General features: G+C 65.8%; 14 protein-coding genes and 1 pseudogene. 8 read left to right on the top strand and 7 right to left on the bottom strand.

What is annotated here, in order from left to right; translation table 11 throughout:
• Positions 1-174 precede the first annotated feature (174 nt).
• Positions 175-1698 carry an acyl-CoA synthetase gene (locus tag ACWKSV_RS03250; protein WP_191864615.1) on the top strand — a complete coding sequence of 508 codons (1524 nt, stop codon included), beginning with the start codon at positions 175-177 and terminating at the stop codon, positions 1696-1698.
• On the opposite strand, the gene ACWKSV_RS03245 is transcribed toward ACWKSV_RS03250, so the two are convergent.
• Genes ACWKSV_RS03245 through ACWKSV_RS03225 form a run of 5 tightly spaced genes read right to left on the bottom strand, consistent with a single transcriptional unit; the run spans position 1690 to position 8431 of the window.
• Positions 1690-2922, bottom strand: a complete 1233-nt coding sequence (locus tag ACWKSV_RS03245; RefSeq protein WP_191864614.1) for an NAD(P)/FAD-dependent oxidoreductase — start codon at positions 2920-2922, stop codon at positions 1690-1692. The two genes, ACWKSV_RS03250 and ACWKSV_RS03245, sit on opposite strands and share 9 nt — an antisense overlap.
• Positions 2919-4025 (bottom strand): NAD(P)-dependent alcohol dehydrogenase, encoded by a 1107-nt coding sequence (locus tag ACWKSV_RS03240; RefSeq protein WP_191864613.1) that lies wholly within the window; start codon positions 4023-4025, stop codon positions 2919-2921. Before ACWKSV_RS03240 ends, ACWKSV_RS03245 begins: the two co-directional genes overlap by 4 nt.
• Before the next feature lie 13 nt (positions 4026-4038).
• Positions 4039-4899 carry a helix-turn-helix domain-containing protein gene (locus ACWKSV_RS03235; protein WP_236696941.1) on the bottom strand — a complete coding sequence of 287 codons (861 nt, stop codon included), beginning with the start codon at positions 4897-4899 and terminating at the stop codon, positions 4039-4041.
• A gap of 12 nt (positions 4900-4911) precedes the next feature.
• Positions 4912-6141 carry a cytochrome P450 gene (locus ACWKSV_RS03230; RefSeq protein WP_191864612.1) on the bottom strand — a complete coding sequence of 410 codons (1230 nt, stop codon included), beginning with the start codon at positions 6139-6141 and terminating at the stop codon, positions 4912-4914.
• A gap of 1 nt (position 6142) precedes the next feature.
• Positions 6143-8431 (bottom strand): TonB-dependent receptor, encoded by a 2289-nt coding sequence (locus tag ACWKSV_RS03225; protein WP_483666889.1) that lies wholly within the window; start codon positions 8429-8431, stop codon positions 6143-6145.
• Between the two features lie 207 nt (positions 8432-8638).
• Here ACWKSV_RS03225 and ACWKSV_RS03220 point away from each other — a divergent pair, with 207 nt between their 5' ends.
• The 7 genes and pseudogenes from ACWKSV_RS03220 to ACWKSV_RS03190 all read left to right on the top strand — a co-directional run.
• Positions 8639-10054: an aldehyde dehydrogenase family protein gene (locus ACWKSV_RS03220; RefSeq protein ID WP_191864639.1), complete on the top strand. Its 1416-nt coding sequence runs from the start codon at positions 8639-8641 to the stop codon at positions 10052-10054.
• Between the two features lie 2 nt (positions 10055-10056).
• A complete protein-coding gene (locus ACWKSV_RS03215; RefSeq protein ID WP_483666888.1) occupies positions 10057-11583 on the top strand; it encodes an acyl-CoA carboxylase subunit beta in 1527 nt (508 codons plus the stop codon).
• Positions 11584-11739: 156 nt separating this feature from the next.
• Positions 11740-13989: a methylmalonyl-CoA mutase gene (gene scpA, locus ACWKSV_RS03210; protein WP_483666887.1), complete on the top strand. Its 2250-nt coding sequence runs from the start codon at positions 11740-11742 to the stop codon at positions 13987-13989.
• Positions 13990-14003: 14 nt separating this feature from the next.
• Complete coding sequence (gene bioB / locus ACWKSV_RS03205; protein WP_076717640.1) at positions 14004-15026, top strand: biotin synthase BioB; 1023 nt, start codon at positions 14004-14006, stop codon at positions 15024-15026.
• Between the two features lie 119 nt (positions 15027-15145).
• Positions 15146-17173 (top strand): acetyl-CoA carboxylase biotin carboxylase subunit, encoded by a 2028-nt coding sequence (locus ACWKSV_RS03200; RefSeq protein WP_483666886.1) that lies wholly within the window; start codon positions 15146-15148, stop codon positions 17171-17173.
• Positions 17174-17198: 25 nt separating this feature from the next.
• Positions 17199-17956, top strand: a protein-coding gene (locus ACWKSV_RS03195; RefSeq protein ID WP_156884147.1) for an IS5 family transposase whose coding sequence is annotated in 2 segments (ribosomal slippage) — positions 17199-17532 and positions 17532-17956 — 759 coding nt in all. Because the reading frame shifts where the segments join, the coding sequence is not laid out codon by codon here.
• Between the two features lie 137 nt (positions 17957-18093).
• Positions 18094-18195 (top strand): annotated as a pseudogene (locus ACWKSV_RS03190) (integrase core domain-containing protein); the annotation flags it as partial.
• Between the two features lie 48 nt (positions 18196-18243).
• Here ACWKSV_RS03190 and ACWKSV_RS03185 read toward each other — a convergent pair.
• Both ACWKSV_RS03185 and ACWKSV_RS03180 read right to left on the bottom strand, forming a co-directional pair.
• A complete protein-coding gene (locus ACWKSV_RS03185) occupies positions 18244-18882 on the bottom strand; it encodes an IS5 family transposase (protein ID WP_483666885.1) in 639 nt (212 codons plus the stop codon).
• Entirely contained in the window at positions 18861-19040 is a 180-nt protein-coding gene (locus ACWKSV_RS03180) for a transposase (RefSeq protein WP_483666884.1), read from the bottom strand. The genes ACWKSV_RS03185 and ACWKSV_RS03180 overlap by 22 nt, the downstream gene beginning before the upstream one ends.
• Positions 19041-19168 lie beyond the last annotated feature (128 nt).

Here is a 19168-nt window from a genome sequence, read left to right as displayed (position 1 = left end):
GGGCCTCTCCCATGCTCCCGTTCGCCGGGATGCCTGTTGCCCCATGGATAGCCGACAATGCCGCGACAGGCTTTGTCCGGCATCGCCGTGCTTTTTCACATTTCTTGCGCGCCCGTTGCCGCGCGGGGCGACCCCGTGGTTCGCATGGCGCCATAAGATATAAGGAGAGGCCCGATGCATCCGGCAAATCATGCCGCACGCCATCCCGACAAGCCCGCCATCATCATGGGCGGGACCGGCGAATCGATCAGCTTTGCCGAACTCGACGCCCGGTCGAACCAGAGCGCCCATCTGTTGCGAGCGCTCGGGCTGAAGCGTGGCGATGTCGTCGCCACCGTCTTCGCCAATGCAGCCGAAGCCTTCATCCTGGGCTGGGCAGCGCAGCGGTCGGGGCTGTACCAGACCGCGATCTCCTGCAAGCTCAGCGCGCGCGACATGGCCTATATCCTGCGCGACTCCGGGGCCAGGCTACTGGTCGTATCGCCCGCCTACGCCGATCTGGCGCGCGAGGCTGTCGCGGCCATCCCAACGCTACTGACCTATCGCTGGACGGGATCGGACGCCCGCTTTGCCGACTGGAGCCGGGCCGCCGGGGGCTATCCCGAAACGCCGATCGCGGACGAAAGTGCTGGTACCGACTTGCTCTATTCCTCGGGAACCACCGGGCGGCCCAAGGGCGTGATGCCGCCGCTCCCGACGGGGCCGATCGATGCGTCGACGCCGCTGATGCGAATGGGACAGGCGCTGTACGGCATGGGGCCGGACATGGTCTATCTGTCCAGCTCGCCGCTCTATCACGCCGCGCCCTTGCGCTGGGCGATGGCGGCGCAGCAGCTGGGCGGGACGGTGGTCGTCATGGAGCGGTTCGAGCCGGGAACCGCCCTGGCGCTGGTCGAGCGTCACCGCGTCACCCACGCCACCTTCGTGCCGACGCATTTCGTACGGATGCTGAAACTGCCCGATGCCGAGCGACTGGGCCATGACCTGTCCTCGCTGCGCGCGGTCATCCATGCCGCCGCGCCCTGCCCGGTGCCGGTCAAGCGGGCGATGATCGACTGGCTGGGGCCCATCGTGCACGAATATTATTCGGGCACCGAATGTTGCGGCATCACTGCGCTGAGCAGCGAGGAATGGCTGCAACGGCCGGGATCGGTCGGTCGCGCGGTGCTTGGCAAGCTTCACATACTGGACGACCGGGGCCTCGAACTGACGGCGGGCGAGACGGGCAATGTCTATTTCAGCGATGGCCCCCAATTCGCCTATCTCAACGATCCCGCCAAGACCGCCGATGCCCATAATGCGCAGGGCTGGGCAACGCTGGGCGATATCGGGCGGGTCGACGAGGACGGTTATCTGTACCTGTCGGACCGCAAGAGCTTCATGATCATATCCGGCGGGGTGAACATTTATCCGCAGGAGATTGAAAATCTGCTCGTCACCCACCCCAAGGTCGTCGACGCGGCGGTAATTGGGGTGCCGTGCGAGGAGATGGGCGAGACGGTGATGGCGATCGTCCAGCCCGCCGCCGGGATCACAGGTGACGAGACGCTGGCGGAAGAACTCCAGTGTTTTGCCCGGCAGGAACTGGGCGGGGTGAAGACGCCGCGCCGGTTCGCGTTTCTGGACGAACTGCCCCGCGAACCGACCGGCAAGCTGTTCAAGCGGCTGCTGCGCGACCGCTATGCCGCGTCAGGCTGAGAGGAGGTCTTTCAGCGACCGGGTCGTATCGGCGAGCGCATCCGGCGCGATCGCCGCGCCCGCCTGAACCAGGGCGCGGCCCTGGACATAATCCTTGACCGCGTTGACGGCATCGATGGCGATGACCCGCCCCTGCCGTAGATAGACGACCGAGAAACTCCGCGCCGCCGGATCGCCGCGCAATACCGCCGCGTCATGCCCCGCCGATAGGCCTATGGTCTGCAGCTTCAGGTCATATTGATTGGACCAGAACCATGGCACCGCTTCATAGGCCACCGGCCGCCCGACGATATCGCGCGCCGCCGTCACCGCCTGGTCATTGGCATTTTGCACCGACTCCAACCGGATCACAGCGCCATCGGCATAGCGATTGGCATGGGCGGCACAGTCGCCGATGGCGTAGATATGCGGCAGGCTGGTCCGGCAGAAGCCGTCAACGATCACGCCATTGCCCGCCTCCGCCCCCGCCTGTACCAACGGTTCGACGGCTGGGACGATGCCGATGCCCACGATGACCATGTCGGCGGGCAGCAACGCGCCATTCTCAAGCCGAACGCCGGTCACCCGGCCCCCGCCCTCGATGCAGGAAACGCCGACACCCAGCATCAGCGTCACGCCATGCGCCCGGTGCTCCGCCTCGTAAAAGCGGGACAGCGGCTCGCCCGCGACGCGCGCCAGCACCCGATCCTGCGCCTCGACCAACGTCACGCTCTTCCCAAACTTCGACAGCGCGGCCGAAGCCTCCAGCCCGATATAGCCGCCGCCGATCACGACGATCCGCTCGGCCGCATCCAGCTCGCCGAGCAGCCGGTCGACATCGGCGCGGGTCCGGACGGCGTGGATGCCTGCCAGATCATGCCCGGCACAGGTCAGGCGACGGGGCTCGCCCCCGGTCGCCCAGATCAATTCGCCATAGCCGATAGTCTGTCCGGCCCCGGTCTGCACCGACCTGGCGACGGGATCGACCGTCACGACCGTCTCACCGAGCAGAAGCGAGACAGCGCGCTCGGCCCAGAACGTCTCGGGTCGGATGAGGATGCGTTCGAAGGATTTGACGCCCGCCAGATATTCCTTGGACAAGGGCGGACGCTCATAAGGTGGGTGCGGCTCGGCCCCCAAGATCGCGACGGAACCCGCGAACTTTTCTTGCCGCAGCGCAACCGCCGCCTGCGCGCCTGCATGACCGCCACCGACGATCAGCACGTCGAAATGCCCGGCGCTCACGGGATCAGCACCACCTTGACGCAATCGCCGCGCTTCTGCGCATCGATCGCCGCGTTGATATCGGTCAGCGGGAAGGTCCGGACCAGCTTGTCGAAGGGGAACTTCCCGTCGCGGTGCGCGGCGATCAGCTCGGGAATGAAGCTCTGTGGATCGCTGTCGCCTTCCATGATGCCGACAACCCGCTGGCCATAGGTGATCATGCCCGCGATGTTGATGGTCAGCGCCGCGTCCGCCTTGCCCGGCACGCCGACCAGCCCGAGCATCCCGCGCGGGGTCAGCGCGGCCAGCACCGCCTCCATCATCTCGACACGGCCGCTGGTGTCGAACGCATAGTCCACGCCGTCAGCCACGATCTCGCGGATGGCGGCGGTCACGTCGCCCGCCATCGGGTCGATCACATGGGTCGCGCCCAGTTCGAGCCCCAGGTCGCGGCGCTTCTCAACCGGCTCGACCAGGATAATCGTCGCGCAGTCCCGGATCTTTGCCCCCATCACAGCCGCCAGCCCGACCGGTCCGCCGCCGACGATCACGATCGACGATCCCGCATGGCACGCCATCGAGCGCATCACACCCCCCGCCCCGGTCTGGAATCCACAACCCAGCGGCCCCAGGATCGCGAGCGGAGCGGCCGTATCCTCGACCTTCACGACATTGCCCGCCCGAACGATCGCATGGGCGGCGAAGCTCGATTGGCCGAAAAAGTGCGACGAGATCGCCTCGCCGTCCTTGCAATAGGCCTTCGACCCATCCTCCAGCCGCATTCCCGCATAGTTGAGCGGCGGGAACTCCCGGCAGTAGCTGGGCAGACGCTCGCCGCACTGCGCACAGTGCCCGCAACTAGAAAAACCCAACACCACGGCATCGCCGACCGCCAGCCCCTCGACACCCGGTCCCAGCGCCTCGATCACCCCCGCGCCCTCATGGCCGAGCACGGCGGGCAGCGGATAGGGCACGAACTGGTCGCGAAAGATCAGGTCGGTGTGACAAAGTCCCACCCCGGCGATCCTGACTCGGACCTCACCCGCGCGTGGCTCCTCGATCTCGACGGTCTCCAGGGTAAAATCGCCCTTGGGTTCGCGGGCGACGGCGGCAATGGTCTGCATGAATGACCTCGATCTATTGAAGGGTGTGGCGCCAGCCGCTGGGCGTGTCCCCGGCATATTGGCGAAAGGCACGGGTGAAGTGGCTCTGGCTGGTGAAACCGGTCATCTCCGCCACCTGCGCGATGGAAAGGTCGGACTGGCCCAGCAGGTCGCGGGCGCGATCCAGCCGGGCTTTCATCACATATTGGTGCGGCGTCACGCCCGTCGCCCGCTTGAACACGCGGCAGAAATGCGAGGGCGTCAGCCCCGCCTGCGCGGCCAAGGCTTCCAGGCTGTGATCCTCCTCGGGCCGCCCGAGAATGTCGTTCATGATCTGGTGGATGCGATAGGCAGAGAAGTCAGCGCTGGGAAACGCTCCCTCGCCGCTCGGCGGCGAGCTGCGCAACGTGTGCATCTTCAGCGCGTCGAGCAGCGTGCCGATATAGGCGGTTCGCTCGACCGTCTGCGCGGCATAGAGTTCGCTGAGGATCTGCCGCGTCAGCGCGATGCCCAGCGGATCGGCAAAGGCGAAGCGCATCTCTCGAAACCGCGCAACCGCGCGCTGGTCCTGCAATTGATCCATAGGGACCGAGACGGTGACGACGTCCAGTTCCCCGTCGATCCGCCAGCCGGTGCTGCACCCGGCGGGCACGATGGTGGCGCATCCCGGAATGGAGCGGGAATGGCTCCACTGGTCGGCTTCCCACAGCCGCGTGTCGGGCTTGCCACCGACATGCACGACGAAGACGGGATCGACGAGAGCGGGTAATTCATAACTGCCGATGAACTGCCGCCACCGGGCGAACTGCCATGAGCCCAGATTGACGCTGCGATCCGGCGCGCGGCCGAGCGTGTTGGCGATGATCTTCTCATTGCTGGGCGAAAGCTCTGCCACGTCCATCTCTCCTCATACAGCCCGCATGATGACGTCGAGGTTCTTAAGGCCGTTGATGAAGTTCGACCGGAACCGTCGCGGCGGTGCTTGCACGTCGAAAGATGTAACACGATCCGCCAGCAAGTCGAACGCGACCCGCAGCTGCATTTCCGCCAGCCGCGAGCCGACGCAGACATGCTGTCCCGACCCGAAACCGACATGCTGAGCGCCCTTGCGGGTGACGAGGAAGCGGTCGGCCTCGGGAAACACCGTCTCGTCGCGATTGGCGGAAATGTACCAGAGGACGACCTTGTCGCCCTTGGCGATACGTTGGCCACCGACGACCGTATCCTCCATCGCGGTACGGCGCATATGCATGACCGGGCTGGCATAGCGGACCATCTCCGGCGTCGCGGTCTTCAGCACGTCGCGGTTCTGGCGGATGGCCTCCCACTGGTCCGGATTCTCCGATAGAGCGACGATGCTGTGGCTCAGCGAGTTGCGCGTCGTCTCGTTGCCACCGACCAGCACCAGGATCAGGTTGCCGATGAAGTCGCGGAACGGCACCGGTTGCCCGTCGATCTCCGCATTGGCGAGCAGCGAGGCAATGTCGGAGGTCGGCTCCGCACGCCGCGCCTCGAACAGTTCCTGCCCGAAGGCGAAGAACTCGCCCAGCGTAGCCGCCATCGCCTCGGGACTCTGGCGGAACTCTGGATCGTCCTCGCCGACAAACGCATTGGTCCAGTCGTAGAGCTTGGGCCAGAGGTCGATCGACACGCCAAGCAGTTCGGCCAGCGTCATCAGTGGCAGTGGAGCCGACAATAGCGGCACGACGTTCACCGCTTCGTTCAGCGGGATCGCATCGATCAGCTTCGTCGCCCGCTCGCGGATACGCGTTTCGATATCGCCCAGCCGGCCCGGCGACAGCGCGGGCATGATGAACTTGCGATAGCGGGTGTGGATCGGCGGATCGCGCGAGATGAAGGGGATACCGATGGCGGACTCGCCCGCACCGGTCAGCCCGACTTCATTCTCGTTGAAGATGCGGTGCCCGCCATTCTCGTGCGCCGAGGAGAATAGCAGGGGCTGGCGTGATACCTCCACGATGTCGGCATGACGCATGACGGACCAGAAGCCCGCGCCATCCGTCTCCGGGTTCCAGTGCACCGGATCGTCGCGGCGCAACGCCGCGAACAGGTCCCAGGGAACCCCCGCCTCATAGAGGCCGGGGTCCTTCAGGTCAGGGGTCGTGATCGTCGCCATGTTAGAATGCCACCCGGACAGAGCCGCCGAAGGTGCGCGGTGCGGCGGGAACAAGGAAGTTATAGGGAAAGCCCGCCCCGCGCAGGTCGAGCCCGTAAGCATAGGTCCTGGCGTTCAGCAGGTTGGTGGCGAACGCCTTGATGGTAAAACGGCCGGTGGTCAGCGCAGCGGTCAGATTGACCTTGGCGAAACCCTCTTGCTGCAACTCGCTGTTCTGCTGCCCGGTGCCGACCGCGTTGATACCATTGAACGGCGAGAAATACTGGCGGGAGAAATAGGCGACGCTGGGCGAAACCGTCAGGCCGTTATTGCCGTCCTTGAACAAGGTCAGGTCGACCCCGCCCTGTGCGGTGAAACGGGGTGCGAAGGGCAGGTCGTTGCCGTCCAGCCGGGTATTCTGGAGCGTCAGTTCCTTGTAGGTCGCATGGAGATAGCCCGCCGACGCGTTGATCGTCACCGCCGGGGTCAGCCGCCACCGCGCCTCGCCCTCGACACCGTACACCTCGGCCTTCGGTGCGTTGACCAGGAAGGACACCGGGCCGGGCCGGGTGTCCTGCACCTGCTGGTTGATATAGTCATAATAGAAGCCCGACATGGTCAGGGTCAGCGCATTGTCGAAATAGCGCCCCTTCAGGCCCACTTCATAGGCATTCACCCGTTCCGGCGCGATATAGTTGATGCCTGCCGACGAGGTGTAGCCGCCGCCATTGAACGCGCCCGAGCGATAGCCGCGATTATAGCTGGCATAGATCAGCGTGCCGCCCTCGAACGTGTAGTTCAGCGAAACCCGACCGGTCAGCGCATTGTTGCGACCATTCAGGGCGAACCGTGCATTGGGATTGTAAGGGCACGTCCCCGGCACCCCGGCGCAGGGCACCGTCGTTGCCAGCGGCGTCTCCGGCCCGCCGATATTGCCCGCGAACAGATACGCATAGCCGTCACGATACTGGCTGCGATCCCAGGTGTAGCGCGCACCCAGCGTCAGGCTCAGCCGCTCGGTCAGGTCGTAATCGCCTTGCGCGAAGACGGCATAGGAACGGCGAACCTGGCGATAATGCTGGAAGAAGCCGCCATTGACCGTCGGCGCGATCGCCTGGCCGATGTTGAAGCGATTATCGGTGATGACCTCGTCCCAGCCATAGAAGCCGCCGCCCACCAGCTTCAGCCGGGTGCCATTGTAATTGAACCGCGCCTCCTCGCTGAACTGCTGGAAGCTCGACCGCCAGTTGATGTCGAGAATGTCGAGCGGCGATCCGTCGGCGGCCTGCTGCAAATTCTGTTTGCCGCCATCGCGCGACGTGATCGAGGTGAAGACGACGGTCGGGGACACCTCATAGGCGATGGTCGCCGACCCGCCATAGGCCTCGGTCCGGTTCAGCCCGATCCGATTCTCATTGATCTCGAAGAAACCCAAACCGGTACGGAAGGCCCCCAGCCCATGGATCGCGGCCTGGCTGCCCTGGTCGCGTCCGCCATAGACCTTCAACTTGATGTCGAGCGGGCCGTTGCCGGGCCGGATGCGCAGCGACACCCGCCCCTGCAACGTGTCCTGCGAATTGCCGTCGCGCCCGCCAGCATAGACATTATGGATCTGCCCGTCGCCTTTCGCGTAATTGCCCGCGATGCGGACACCCAGCTGATCCTCGACCATCGTCGCCTCGACCGCGGCTTGCGCGGTGAAAGTGTTGAAATTGCCGTATCCGGCCTCGGCATAGCCTTCATTGCCGTGCAGGCTCGGCGCCTTGGTGATGAAGTTGATCGCGCCGCCCGTCGTGTTGCGACCGAACAACGTGCCCTGCGGCCCGCGCAGCACCTCCACGCGGTCCAGATCGAACAGGCCCATCCCATGCGCCGTGCGGCTGGCGAGATAGACGTCGTCGATATAGACGCCGATCGGTGACGCCTGGTTGGAATTATATTCGTTCGCGACGCTGATCCCGCGCAGCGAGAAATTGGGCTGGGTCTGGCCATAAGGGCTGCTGACTTGCAGGTTCGGCACGGCCACCGCCAGATTGGCAGAGTTGGTGATGCCCTTGGTCACCAGCGCATCGCCGCCAATTGCCGAGATGGCGATGGGAACGGTCAGGATCGACTGGGCGCGCCGCTGCGCGGTCACGATGATATCCCCCGACGATACGCCGTCCTGTATGGGCGTGGCGGCATCCGCCTGGGGCGTTGCGTCGGTGGTGGGTGGCGCTCCCTGCTCCGCGTCGGCGCTTTGCGCCTGTGCCGCGAACGGGAACACGAATGCCGCGCTGGCAAGCAGCGCCGCGCTGATCCTGGCCCTCATAGCCCTCTCCTATTTTCGCAGAGACTCTGTGACGGCCTCTTGCTGGACTATGTGTAGATCAGGTCCGGTCAGGCGGCTTTGCATGGACGTGTCGCGCTTTTTGACATTTCTTGCGGAGGCCATGCGTTCCTTGCGCACGATCTGATAGCGCCCGTTTCATGACAGAGCGGGCCGCAATGGATGGCACCGCCGGATATGGAGAGCGAGATGGACTTCGATACGTCGTTCCACATGACGATCGGCGGCAAGCCGGTGTCCTCGGACAGCCTGTTCGACGTACTCAACCCCGCGACCGAGCAAGTGCTGGCCCAAGCCCCGGACGCGACCCGTGACCATCTCGACTCCGCCGTGACCGCTGCCCGCGCTGCCTTTCGCGGCTGGGCCGCCACCCCCATCGCCGAGCGCCGCGCGCTGATCGACAAGCTCGGTGACGCGGTGATCGCCCATGCGGAGGACTTCAAGCGCCTCCTCACCGCCGAGCAGGGCAAGCCCCATGCCGATGCCTTCAACGAGGTGATGGGTGCGGGGCTTTGGCTGAAAGGCGCGGCGACGCTCGACCTGCCGGTGACGGTCAACGAGGACTCCGCAGACCGCTACAGCGAAACGCGCCGCGTTCCGATCGGCGTGGTTGGCGCCATCGCGCCGTGGAACTTCCCGATGGTGCTGGCGATGTTCAAGGTTGGCCCGGCCCTGCTCGCGGGCAATACGCTGGTCCTGAAGCCCTCCCCCTTCACGCCGCTGACGACGCTGAAGTTCGGCGAACTGGCCGCGACGATCCTGCCCCCCGGTGTGCTGAACGTCGTGACCGGCGGCGACAGTCTCGGCCCGTGGCTGACCGAGCATCCAGGCATCGACAAGGTCAGCTTCACCGGATCGACCGCGACCGGACGGCGGGTCATGCAGAGCGCCTCGGCCACGCTGAAGCGCGTGACGCTGGAACTGGGGGGCAACGACGCCGCGATCGTGCTACCCGATGCGGATGTGGAGGCGCTGGCGGAGCAGCTGTTCTGGGCGGCCTTCACCAATAACGGCCAGATCTGCATCGCGACCAAGCGCATGTATGTCCACCGCGACGTGTACGAACCGCTGAAGGAGGCGCTGATCGCCTATGCCCGCACCGTGCAGACCGGCGACGGGGCGCAACAGGGCGTACGGCTTGGCCCGATCAACAACCGCCTGCAATATGAGCGCGTCCTCGACCTCATCCGCGACGCGCGCGACAAGGGCTATCGCTTCCTGCTCGGCGGCGAGGCGGCCGACACGCCCGGCTATTTCGTCCCCATCACCATCCTCGACAACCCGCCCGAGGATAGCCGCATCGTTCAGGAAGAGCAGTTCGGTCCCATCCTCCCCCTCCTCCGCTTCGATGACGTGGACGAGGTGATCGAGCGGGTGAATGCCAGCGAATATGGCCTCGGCGCCTCGATCTGGACGGGCAATCCGGACGCCGCCATGGACCTCGCTGCCCGGATCGCCAGCGGCACCGTCTGGATCAACGAGACCCAGCACCTCACTCCCCTAGCCGCCTTTGGGGGCATGAAGCAGTCGGGGCTCGGCGTCGAAGGCGGCACCGAGGGGCTGATGGAATATACCAACGCCCAGACCATCACCCGGCGGCGCTGACGATGGGCTCGAATTCTATCGAACTGGAACGCCGCCGCGCGGCCGCGCGGGCCGGTGGTGGCGAGAAGCGCGTCGCGGCGCAGCACGCCAAGGGCAAGCTGACCGCACGCGAGCGGCTCGACGTGCTGCTCGACGAGGGCAGCTTCGAGGAGCTCGACATGTTCGTCGAGCATAACTGCACCGACTTTGGCATGACCGAACAGGTCATTCCCGGCGACGGCGTGGTGACCGGCTCGGGTACGATCAACGGGCGGCTGGTCTTCGTCTTCAGCCAGGACTTCACCGTCTTCGGCGGCTCCTTGTCCGAACGCCATGCGCAGAAGATCTGCAAGATCATGGATATGGCGATGAAGGTCGGCGCGCCGGTCATCGGCCTGAACGACAGCGGCGGCGCGCGCATCCAGGAGGGCGTGGCCAGCCTCGGCGGCTATGCCGAGGTGTTCCAGCGCAACGTGCTGGCCTCAGGCGTGGTGCCGCAACTCAGCCTCATCATGGGCCCGTGCGCTGGCGGCGCGGTGTATAGCCCGGCGATGACCGACTTCATCTTCATGGTGAAGGATTCGAGCTACATGTTCGTCACCGGCCCCGATGTGGTGAAGACGGTGACCAATGAGGTCGTGACGCAAGAGGCGCTAGGCGGTGCGGTGACCCACACCACCAAGACCGGTGTCGCCGACGTCGCGTTCGAGGACGATATCGAGGCGCTGCTGGCGGCGCGCGACTTCATCGACTTCCTGCCCGCAAACAACCGCGAAGGCGTGCCCGAACGGCCGACCGCCGACGCCTGGGACCGTATCGAGGACAGCCTCGACACGCTGATCCCGGCCAGCGCCAACCAGCCCTATGACATGCACGAGCTGCTATCGAAGGTCGTCGACGAGGGCGATTTCTTCGAGGTGCAGCCCGCCCACGGCGCCAACATCATCACCGGCTTCGGCCGGATCGAGGGGCGTACGGTCGGCTTCGTCGCCAACCAGCCGATGGTGTTGGCGGGCGTGCTCGACATCAATGCCAGCCGCAAGGCGGCGCGCTTCGTGCGCTTCTGCGACGCGTTCGAGATTCCGATCGTGACCTTTGTCGACGTGCCCGGCTTCCTGCCCGGTACCGCCCAAGAGCATAACGGCATCATCAAGCATGGCGCCAAACTGCTCTTCGCCTATGCCGAGGCGACGGTCCCCAAGATCACGGTCATCACGCGCAAGGCCTATGGCGGCGCGTACGACGTGATGGCGTCCAAGCATTTGCGCGGCGACCTCAACTATGCCTGGCCGACCGCCGAGATCGCGGTGATGGGCGCGAAGGGCGCGGTCGAGATCATCTTCCGGGGCAAGACGCCCGAGGAGATCGCCGAGCGGACGGCCGAATATGAGGCACGTTTTGCCAACCCGTTCGTGGCGGCCAGCAAGGGCTTTGTCGACGAGGTGATCCAGCCGCATTCGACCCGCCGTCGCATCGCGCTGGGCCTGCGCAAGCTGCGCAACAAGGACCTGGCGAACCCGTGGAAGAAGCATGACAATCTGCCGCTCTGAGCTGGTCGCGAGCGGGGAAGCCCTCCCCCAGCCCCTCCCGCTTGCGGGAGGGGCGTGCTCGTGGACCGCGCTCGCTCCAAGCCTCTCCCCTCCCGCAGGCGGGAGGGGCCGGGGGAGGGCTGGCGCTTTCCACACTCGAACCCATTGGAAGCGCGCATGACCACTCTATCCGACTGGGAAGCCCTTGCCGCGCGCGAGGTGAAGGGCCGCGATCTGTCGTGGCAGACGCCGGAGGGGATCACGGTCAAGCCGCTCTACACCGCCGAGGATGTGCGCGAGGACCCCGGCCTGCCGGGCTTTGCGCCGTTCACGCGTGGCGTGCGCGCCAGCATGTATGCGGGGCGCCCCTGGACGATCCGGCAATATGCGGGCTTTTCGACCGCCGAGGAGTCGAACGCCTTTTACCGCCGCAACCTGGCGGCGGGGCAGAAGGGGCTGTCGGTCGCCTTCGATCTGGCGACGCACCGGGGTTATGACAGCGACCACCCCCGCGTAACGGGTGATGTCGGCAAGGCGGGCGTCGCGATCGACACGGTCGAGGATATGAAGATCCTGTTCGACGGCATTCCGCTCGATGCCATGTCGGTCTCGATGACGATGAACGGCGCGGTGATCCCGGTGCTGGCCTTCTTCATCGTCGCGGCCGAGGAACAGGGGGTTCACCGCTCCAAGCTGGAAGGGACCATCCAGAACGACATCCTCAAGGAGTTCATGGTCCGCAACACCTATATCTATCCGCCCGAGCCGAGCATGCGGATCATCTCGGACATCTTTGCCTATACCTCGGCCGAGATGCCCAAGTTCAACAGCATCTCGATCTCGGGCTATCACATGCAGGAGGCCGGGGCGACGCAGCTCCAGGAGCTGGCCTTCACCATCGCCGACGGCATGGAATATGTAAAATACGGTGTCGCCAGCGGCCTCGACATCGACAAATTCGCCGGGCGCCTGTCCTTCTTCTTTGCCATCGGCATGAACTTCTTCATGGAGGTCGCCAAACTGCGCGCCGCGCGCGTGCTGTGGCACCGGGCGATGACGCAGCTGGGGGCGAAGGACGATCGCTCCAAGATGCTGCGCACCCACTGCCAGACCTCGGGCGTGTCGCTGACCGAGCAGGACCCGTATAACAACGTCATCCGCACCACCATCGAGGCGATGGCCGCGATGCTGGGCGGCACGCAGAGCCTGCACACCAACGCGCTGGACGAGGCCATCGCGCTGCCCACCGACTTCTCCGCCCGGATCGCGCGCAACACACAGATCGTGCTGCAGGAAGAGACGGGGATGACGAAGGTCGTCGATCCCTTGGGCGGCAGTTACTATGTCGAGAGCCTGACTCAGAGCCTGGTCGACGGTGCGTGGGCGCTGATCGAGCGGATCGAGGCCGAAGGCGGCATGGCCAAGGCGGTCGCTTCGGGCTGGCCCAAGGCGATGATCGAGGAAGCGTCCGCAGCGCGTGCGGCCAAGGTCGACCGGGGCGAGGATGTCATCGTCGGGGTGAACACATACCGGCTGGCCGACGAGGCACCGGTCGAGATCCTCGATATCGACAACCACGCGGTGCGCGCGGGTCAGGTGGCGCGGATCGCAGCGGTGAAGGCCGCGCGCGACGAAGCGGCGGCCCAAGCGGCACTCGATGCCCTGCGCCAAGCCGCCCAAAATCCTCCCCAAGCTCGTCTTGGGGAGGGGGACCATCCGAAGGATGGTGGAGGGGCCGGGGCTGACGGTGCCCCTCCACCACGCCCTGCGGGCGCGGTCCCCCTCCCCGAGCAAGCTCAGGGAGGAATGGGGTCGAACCTCTTGGCGCTCGCCGTCGAGGCGGCGCGGGCGCGGGCGACCCTGGGCGAGATTTCCGCCGCGCTGGAGGATGCGTTCGGCCGCTATGGCACCCAGCCGACCCCGGTGTCGGGCATCTATGGCGGCGCTTACGGCGAGGATGAACGCTGGGCCCGCCTGCTGCGCGGCGTCGAGGCCGTGGAGCGTCGCCTCGGCCGCAAGCCGCGCCTGTTCGTCGCCAAGATGGGCCAGGACGGGCATGACCGGGGCGCGAACCTCGTCTCCTCGATGTTCGGCGATCTGGGGTTCGAGGTGGTGGCGGGTGCGCTGTTCCAGACGCCGGAGGAAGCCGCGCAAGTGGCACTGACCCGCGATGTCGACGTCGTCGGCGCCTCCAGCCTGGCGGCGGGGCACAAGACGCTGATCCCCGAACTCATCGGCCACCTTCGCGACGCAGGCCGCGCCGATATCAAGGTCATCGCGGGTGGCGTTATTCCCGCGCAGGACTATCAGGCGCTCTACGATGCCGGGGTGCAGGCGATATTCGGCCCCGGCACCAATCTTGTGAAGGCGGCCGAGGATGTGCTGAGGCTGCTGGGCCATAACATGCCGCCCGAGACGGGCGAATGACAGGACATGACGGAATGACGACGACCACCGCGCTTCGCCCCGAGGCGGCCTTGCGCACTGACTGGACCCGCGCCGAGATCGCCGCGCTGTTCGACCTGCCCTTCCCCGAGCTGCTGTTCCGTGCAGCCGAAGTGCACCGCGCGCATCATGCGGCGGACGAGGTGCAGCTGTGCACGCTTCTCTCGATCAAGACCGGCGGCTGCCCCGAGGATTGCGGTTACTGCTCGCAAAGCGCCTCGGCGGAGAGCGACGTAAAGGCCGAAAAGCTGATGGACGTGCAGGCGGTGCTGGCGGCGGCGGCCGAGGCCAAGGCGGCGGGCTCGCAGCGTTTCTGCATGGGCGCGGCATGGCGCAGCCCCAAGGAGCGCGACATGGACAAGGTCGTCGCCATGGTCGAGGGCGTGAAGGCCATGGGGCTGGAGACCTGCATGACGCTGGGCATGCTCGATGCGCCCCAGGCGCAGCGGCTGGCCGAGGCGGGGCTCGACTATTACAACCATAACATCGATACTTCGCCGGAAAACTACGCCAACGTCATCACCACGCGCTGCTTCGAGGACCGGCTGGCGACGCTGTCCAACGTGCGCGAGGCGGGGATTTCGGTGTGCTGCGGCGGCATCGTCGGCATGGGCGAGACGCGCGGCGACCGGGTCGGCTTCGTCCATGCGCTCGCCACCCTGCCGCGCCATCCGGAAAGCGTGCCGGTCAATGCGCTGGTCCCGGTCAAGGGCACGGTGCTGGGCGATATGCTCGCCGATACGCCGCTGGCACGGATCGACGATATCGAGTTCGTCCGCACCGTCGCGGTCGCGCGCATCACCATGCCGATGAGCATGGTCCGCCTGTCGGCGGGGCGCGAGAGCATGTCGGCGGCCACCCAGGCTTTGTGCTTCATGGCGGGGGCGAACTCGATCTTCACCGGCGACAAGCTGCTGACCGCGGGCAATGCGGGCGACGATGCCGATGCCGCGCTGTTCGCCAGGCTGGGCCTGAAGCCGATGGAAGGTGCCGAGCCGATGCGGGTGGCGGCGGAGTGACATTTCCACCGCCCTGTTCCCCGGCGAAGGCCGGGGCCCAGTGGCGGTGAACCACCGATGGCGCGCCACCGGCCACGTATTTCGACACGGACCAACGACATAAAAGGAGAGGTATCCCCGTGTTCCAGAAAATCCTGATCGCCAATCGCGGGGAAATCGCGTGCCGGGTGATCCGCACGGCCCGCGCAATGGGCATCGCCACCGTCGCCGTCTATTCCGACGCCGATGCCGGCGCGCCGCATGTCCGGCTCGCCGACGAGTCGGTACGCCTCGGCCCCGCGCCCGCCGCCGAGAGCTATCTCAAGGCCGAACTGATTCTTGCCGCCGCCAAGGCGACCGGCGCGGATGCGATCCACCCCGGCTATGGTTTCCTGTCCGAGCGCGAGAGCTTTGCAAAGGCCTGTGCCGAGGCGGGCGTCGTGTTCATCGGCCCGCCGCCGAACGCCATCGCCGCGATGGGCGACAAGATCGAATCGAAAAAGCTCGCCAAGGCGGCGGGCGTCAATGTCGTCCCCGGCTATCTGGGTGAGATCGCCGATACCGAGGAGGCGGTGCGCATCGCGACCGACATCGGTTTCCCTGTGATGATGAAGGCGTCCGCCGGTGGCGGCGGCAAGGGCATGCGCCTGGCCTGGTCCGAGGCGGATGTCCGCGAAGGCTTCGAGGCGACCAAGCGCGAAGGCCTCGCCAGCTTCGGCGACGACCGCGTCTTCATCGAGAAGTTCATCGAGAGCCCCCGCCATATCGAGATCCAGGTGCTGGGCGACCAACATGGCAACATCGTCTATCTCGGCGAGCGCGAATGCTCGGTCCAGCGCCGCCACCAGAAGGTGGTCGAGGAAGCCCCGTCGCCCTTCGTCACGCCCGAGATGCGCCGCGCCATGGGCGAGCAGGCGGTCGCCCTGGCGCGGGCGGTCGGCTATTATTCGGCGGGCACCGTCGAGCTGATCGTGTCGGGGGCGGATACTACGGGTAAGAGCTTCTACTTCCTCGAGATGAACACCCGGCTCCAGGTCGAGCATCCCGTGACCGAAGAGATCACCGGCCTCGATCTGGTCGAACAGATGATCCGCGTCGCCGCCGGAGAGCCGCTGGCGTTCGGCCAGGACGATGTGACGCTGACCGGCTGGGCGATCGAGAACCGCGTCTATGCCGAGGACCCCTATCGCGGCTTTCTGCCCTCGACCGGGCGGCTGGTCCGTTACAACCCGCCCGCCGAGCAGGCCGATGACGACGTGCGGGTGCGCGTCGACGACGGCGTCGCCGAGGGCGGCGAGGTCAGCATGTTCTACGACCCGATGATCGCCAAGCTGGTCACCTGGGCACCCACCCGCGAAGCCGCGATCGACGCCCAGATCGCCGCGCTCGACGCGTTCGAGATCGTCGGGCCGGGGACGAACATCGACTTCGTCTCCGCGCTGATGCAGCATCCGCGTTTCCGCTCCGGCGCGCTGTCCACCGGCTTCATCGCCGAGGAATATCCCGAAGGCTTCCAGGGCGCGCCCGCCTCCGCCGAACTGACCCGGACGCTGGCCGCCGTCGCCGCCTTCGCCGCCACCGCCGAGGCCGACCGCGCCCGCCGCATCGACGGCCAGCTCGGTCACCGGCTGCAACCGCCCGCCGACTGGACGGTGCGGATCGGGGGAGCGGACCATGCGGTCAACGTCTCGACCGACGGGATCGGCGTCGACGGCGCCGAGCTGGACCTCGCCATCGCCTACACCCCCGGCGACCGGATGATCGCGGTCGAGGACGAGGCCGGCGAGGCCCTCCACGTCCGCATCGCCAAGACCCGCACCGGCTTCCGCCTGACCACCCGCGGGGCCAGCCACACGGTCCGCGTCCTCCCCGCCCGCGCCGCCCCCTACGCCCAGCACCTCATCGAAAAGGTGCCGCCCGACCTGTCGAAATTCCTCATCGCCCCCATGCCAGGCCTCCTCGTCCGGCTCGACGTTGCCGAGGGCGACCAGGTCGAGGCCGGCCAGCCGCTCGCCGTCGTCGAGGCGATGAAGATGGAAAACATCCTGCGCGCCGCCAAGTCCGGCACCGTCAAGACCATCGCCGCTAAAACCGGCGATAGCCTGGCCGTCGATGCGGTGATTTTGGAACTAGGGTCAGGACCCATTGATGTGAGCGTCGCGATCTGATTCAGGCTCCACGAGGAGACTGGTGATGAGCGACCTTTTTTGGCTGACGGACGATCAGATGGAGCGGCTGCGGCCGTTCTTCCCCAAGAGCCACGGCAAGCCTCGGGTGGATGACCGGCGGGTGCTGAGCGGCATCGTCTTCGTCAACCGCAATGGGCTGCGCTGGCGAGATGCGCCCAGCGCCTATGGTCCTCACAAGACGCTGTACAACCGGTGGAAGCGCTGGGGCGAGCGTGGCGTGTTCACGCGCATGATGGAGGGGCTGGCTACAGGCGATGCCGAACCGAAGACCGTCATGATCGATGCGACCTACCTGAAGGCGCACCGCACGGCATCGAGCCTGCGGGTTAAAAAGGGGATCTCGGCCGCCTGATCGGACGCACCAAGGGCGGCATGAACACCAAGCTCCATGCCGTGGCCGACGCGAACGGACGTCCGCTGAGCTTCTTCATGACAGCAGGCCAGGTCAGCGACTACACCGGCGCGGCAGCGCTACTCGATGACATGCCAAAGGCGCAGTGGCTGCTCGGCGACCGCGGCTACGACGCCGATTGGTTCAGGGACGCTCTCCAGGCCAAGGGCATCCAGCCATGCATCCCCGGTCGCCGATCACGCAACGAGCCGGTCAGGTACGACAAGCGTCGCTACAGGCGCCGCAGCCGCATCGAGATCATGTTCGGCCGCCTCAAGGATTGGCGCCGGGTCGCTACCCGCTACGATCGCTGCCCCACGGCCTTCTTCTCTGCCGTCGCCCTCGCTGCCACCGTCATCTTCTGGCTGTGATCAACGAGTCCTGACCCTAAGACACTTAGTCGCAACGGTTTTTTCCGACGCCGTGCTGCGATACTGCTACGGGCTGACCTGCTCCCCGGAAATCATGCCATTGGTAAGTTAGCCCGTCAGATGGAGACGAGCGATGCGACGAATGCCTAAACGAGCACCTGTTCCCCTCATTGACTGCGGCAATACGTATAATTGAGGCATGGCGGACACACTACAACACCGTGCGTCCGCACAGCAGCAGCCGAGTTCACCAACCGCCCCCCGCCAAGGGCATGAGGACACGGAATCTAGGCATCGTGGACAAAGGGCAGCCAGAGCAGGACTGATGCGAGGCTGACGAAGCCGATGTAGGACTCGGCGGTTTTGTCGTATCGGGTTGCGACCCGTCGCCAATTCTTGAGTTTGTTGAACAGTCGCTCGATCTGGTTGCGCCAGCGGTACTTGCCCCGATCATACGCAGCCGGGTTGCGACGGTTGCGCCGAGCCGGGATCACGGCCTCAACGTTCATGCTGGTCAGGGTGTCGCGTACCGCGTCGCTGTCATAGCCTTTATCCGCAAGCAGAGCGTCGATCCGGTCGGCGATCATGCGCATCAGAGGGCCGAAGCCTTGCGTATCGTGCGCCTGGCCCGGCGTCAGGACGAAGGCGAGCGGACGACCTCTGACATCGCAGCGGGCGTGGAGTTTGGTAGTGAAGCCGCCGCGCGATCGGCCAAGCGCCTCGGTCGCGCCAGTCCCTTTTTTATGCCCACGGCACAATGGTGTGCCCGGACAATGGTGCTGTCGATCATGTCGGCGCGACCATCGCGTTCCACCGCACCGGCCAGCGTCTCCAGCATGGCGTCGAACACACCCGTCGTCGCCCAGCGACGGTAGCGGCGAAACACGCTGTTCCACTTGCCATATTAATCCGGCAAATGCCGCCATTGCGCACCCGTCCGCGCGATCCACATCATGCCTTCGAAAAAGGGGCGGTTGTCACCAGCGGGACGACAGCCACGTCCGCGCTCGGCCGGTAGCAGCGGCCCGATCAGCGACCATTCCTCATCCGACAAACCGATCCGCTCGCCCAAGCCTGCCCCCAAAAGGAAGCCTTGAATCAGTGGCGAGGCACGCCGTCAAGCTTTGTCCACGATGCCTAACTTGTCAGCGGCCCGAAAATGGGGAGCACGTTAGCCGAGGTCCCGGCGCCGACAGCCGCCCCACTGACGCT

This window comes from Sphingomonas sp. SphC10 (genome assembly GCF_057004845.1).
The sequence above is the reverse complement of the archived record's forward strand: the minus strand, read 5'-3'. Positions and strand labels throughout refer to the sequence as shown.

Excerpts from the sequence above, each read along its gene's own strand:
- ACWKSV_RS03250 (WP_191864615.1), top strand. The coding sequence starts at position 175 with ATGCATCCGGCAAATCATGCCGCACGCCATCCCGACAAGCCCGCCATC.
- ACWKSV_RS03240 (WP_191864613.1), bottom strand. The coding sequence starts at position 4,025 with ATGCAGACCATTGCCGCCGTCGCCCGCGAACCCAAGGGCGATTTTACC.
- ACWKSV_RS03230 (WP_191864612.1), bottom strand. The coding sequence starts at position 6,141 with ATGGCGACGATCACGACCCCTGACCTGAAGGACCCCGGCCTCTATGAG.
- ACWKSV_RS03225 (WP_483666889.1), bottom strand. The coding sequence starts at position 8,431 with ATGAGGGCCAGGATCAGCGCGGCGCTGCTTGCCAGCGCGGCATTCGTG.
- ACWKSV_RS03220 (WP_191864639.1), top strand. The coding sequence starts at position 8,639 with ATGGACTTCGATACGTCGTTCCACATGACGATCGGCGGCAAGCCGGTG.
- ACWKSV_RS03215 (WP_483666888.1), top strand. The coding sequence starts at position 10,057 with ATGGGCTCGAATTCTATCGAACTGGAACGCCGCCGCGCGGCCGCGCGG.
- scpA (WP_483666887.1), top strand. The coding sequence starts at position 11,740 with ATGACCACTCTATCCGACTGGGAAGCCCTTGCCGCGCGCGAGGTGAAG.
- bioB (WP_076717640.1), top strand. The coding sequence starts at position 14,004 with ATGACGACGACCACCGCGCTTCGCCCCGAGGCGGCCTTGCGCACTGAC.
- ACWKSV_RS03185 (WP_483666885.1), bottom strand. The coding sequence starts at position 18,882 with ATGGCGGCATTTGCCGGATTAATATGGCAAGTGGAACAGCGTGTTTCG.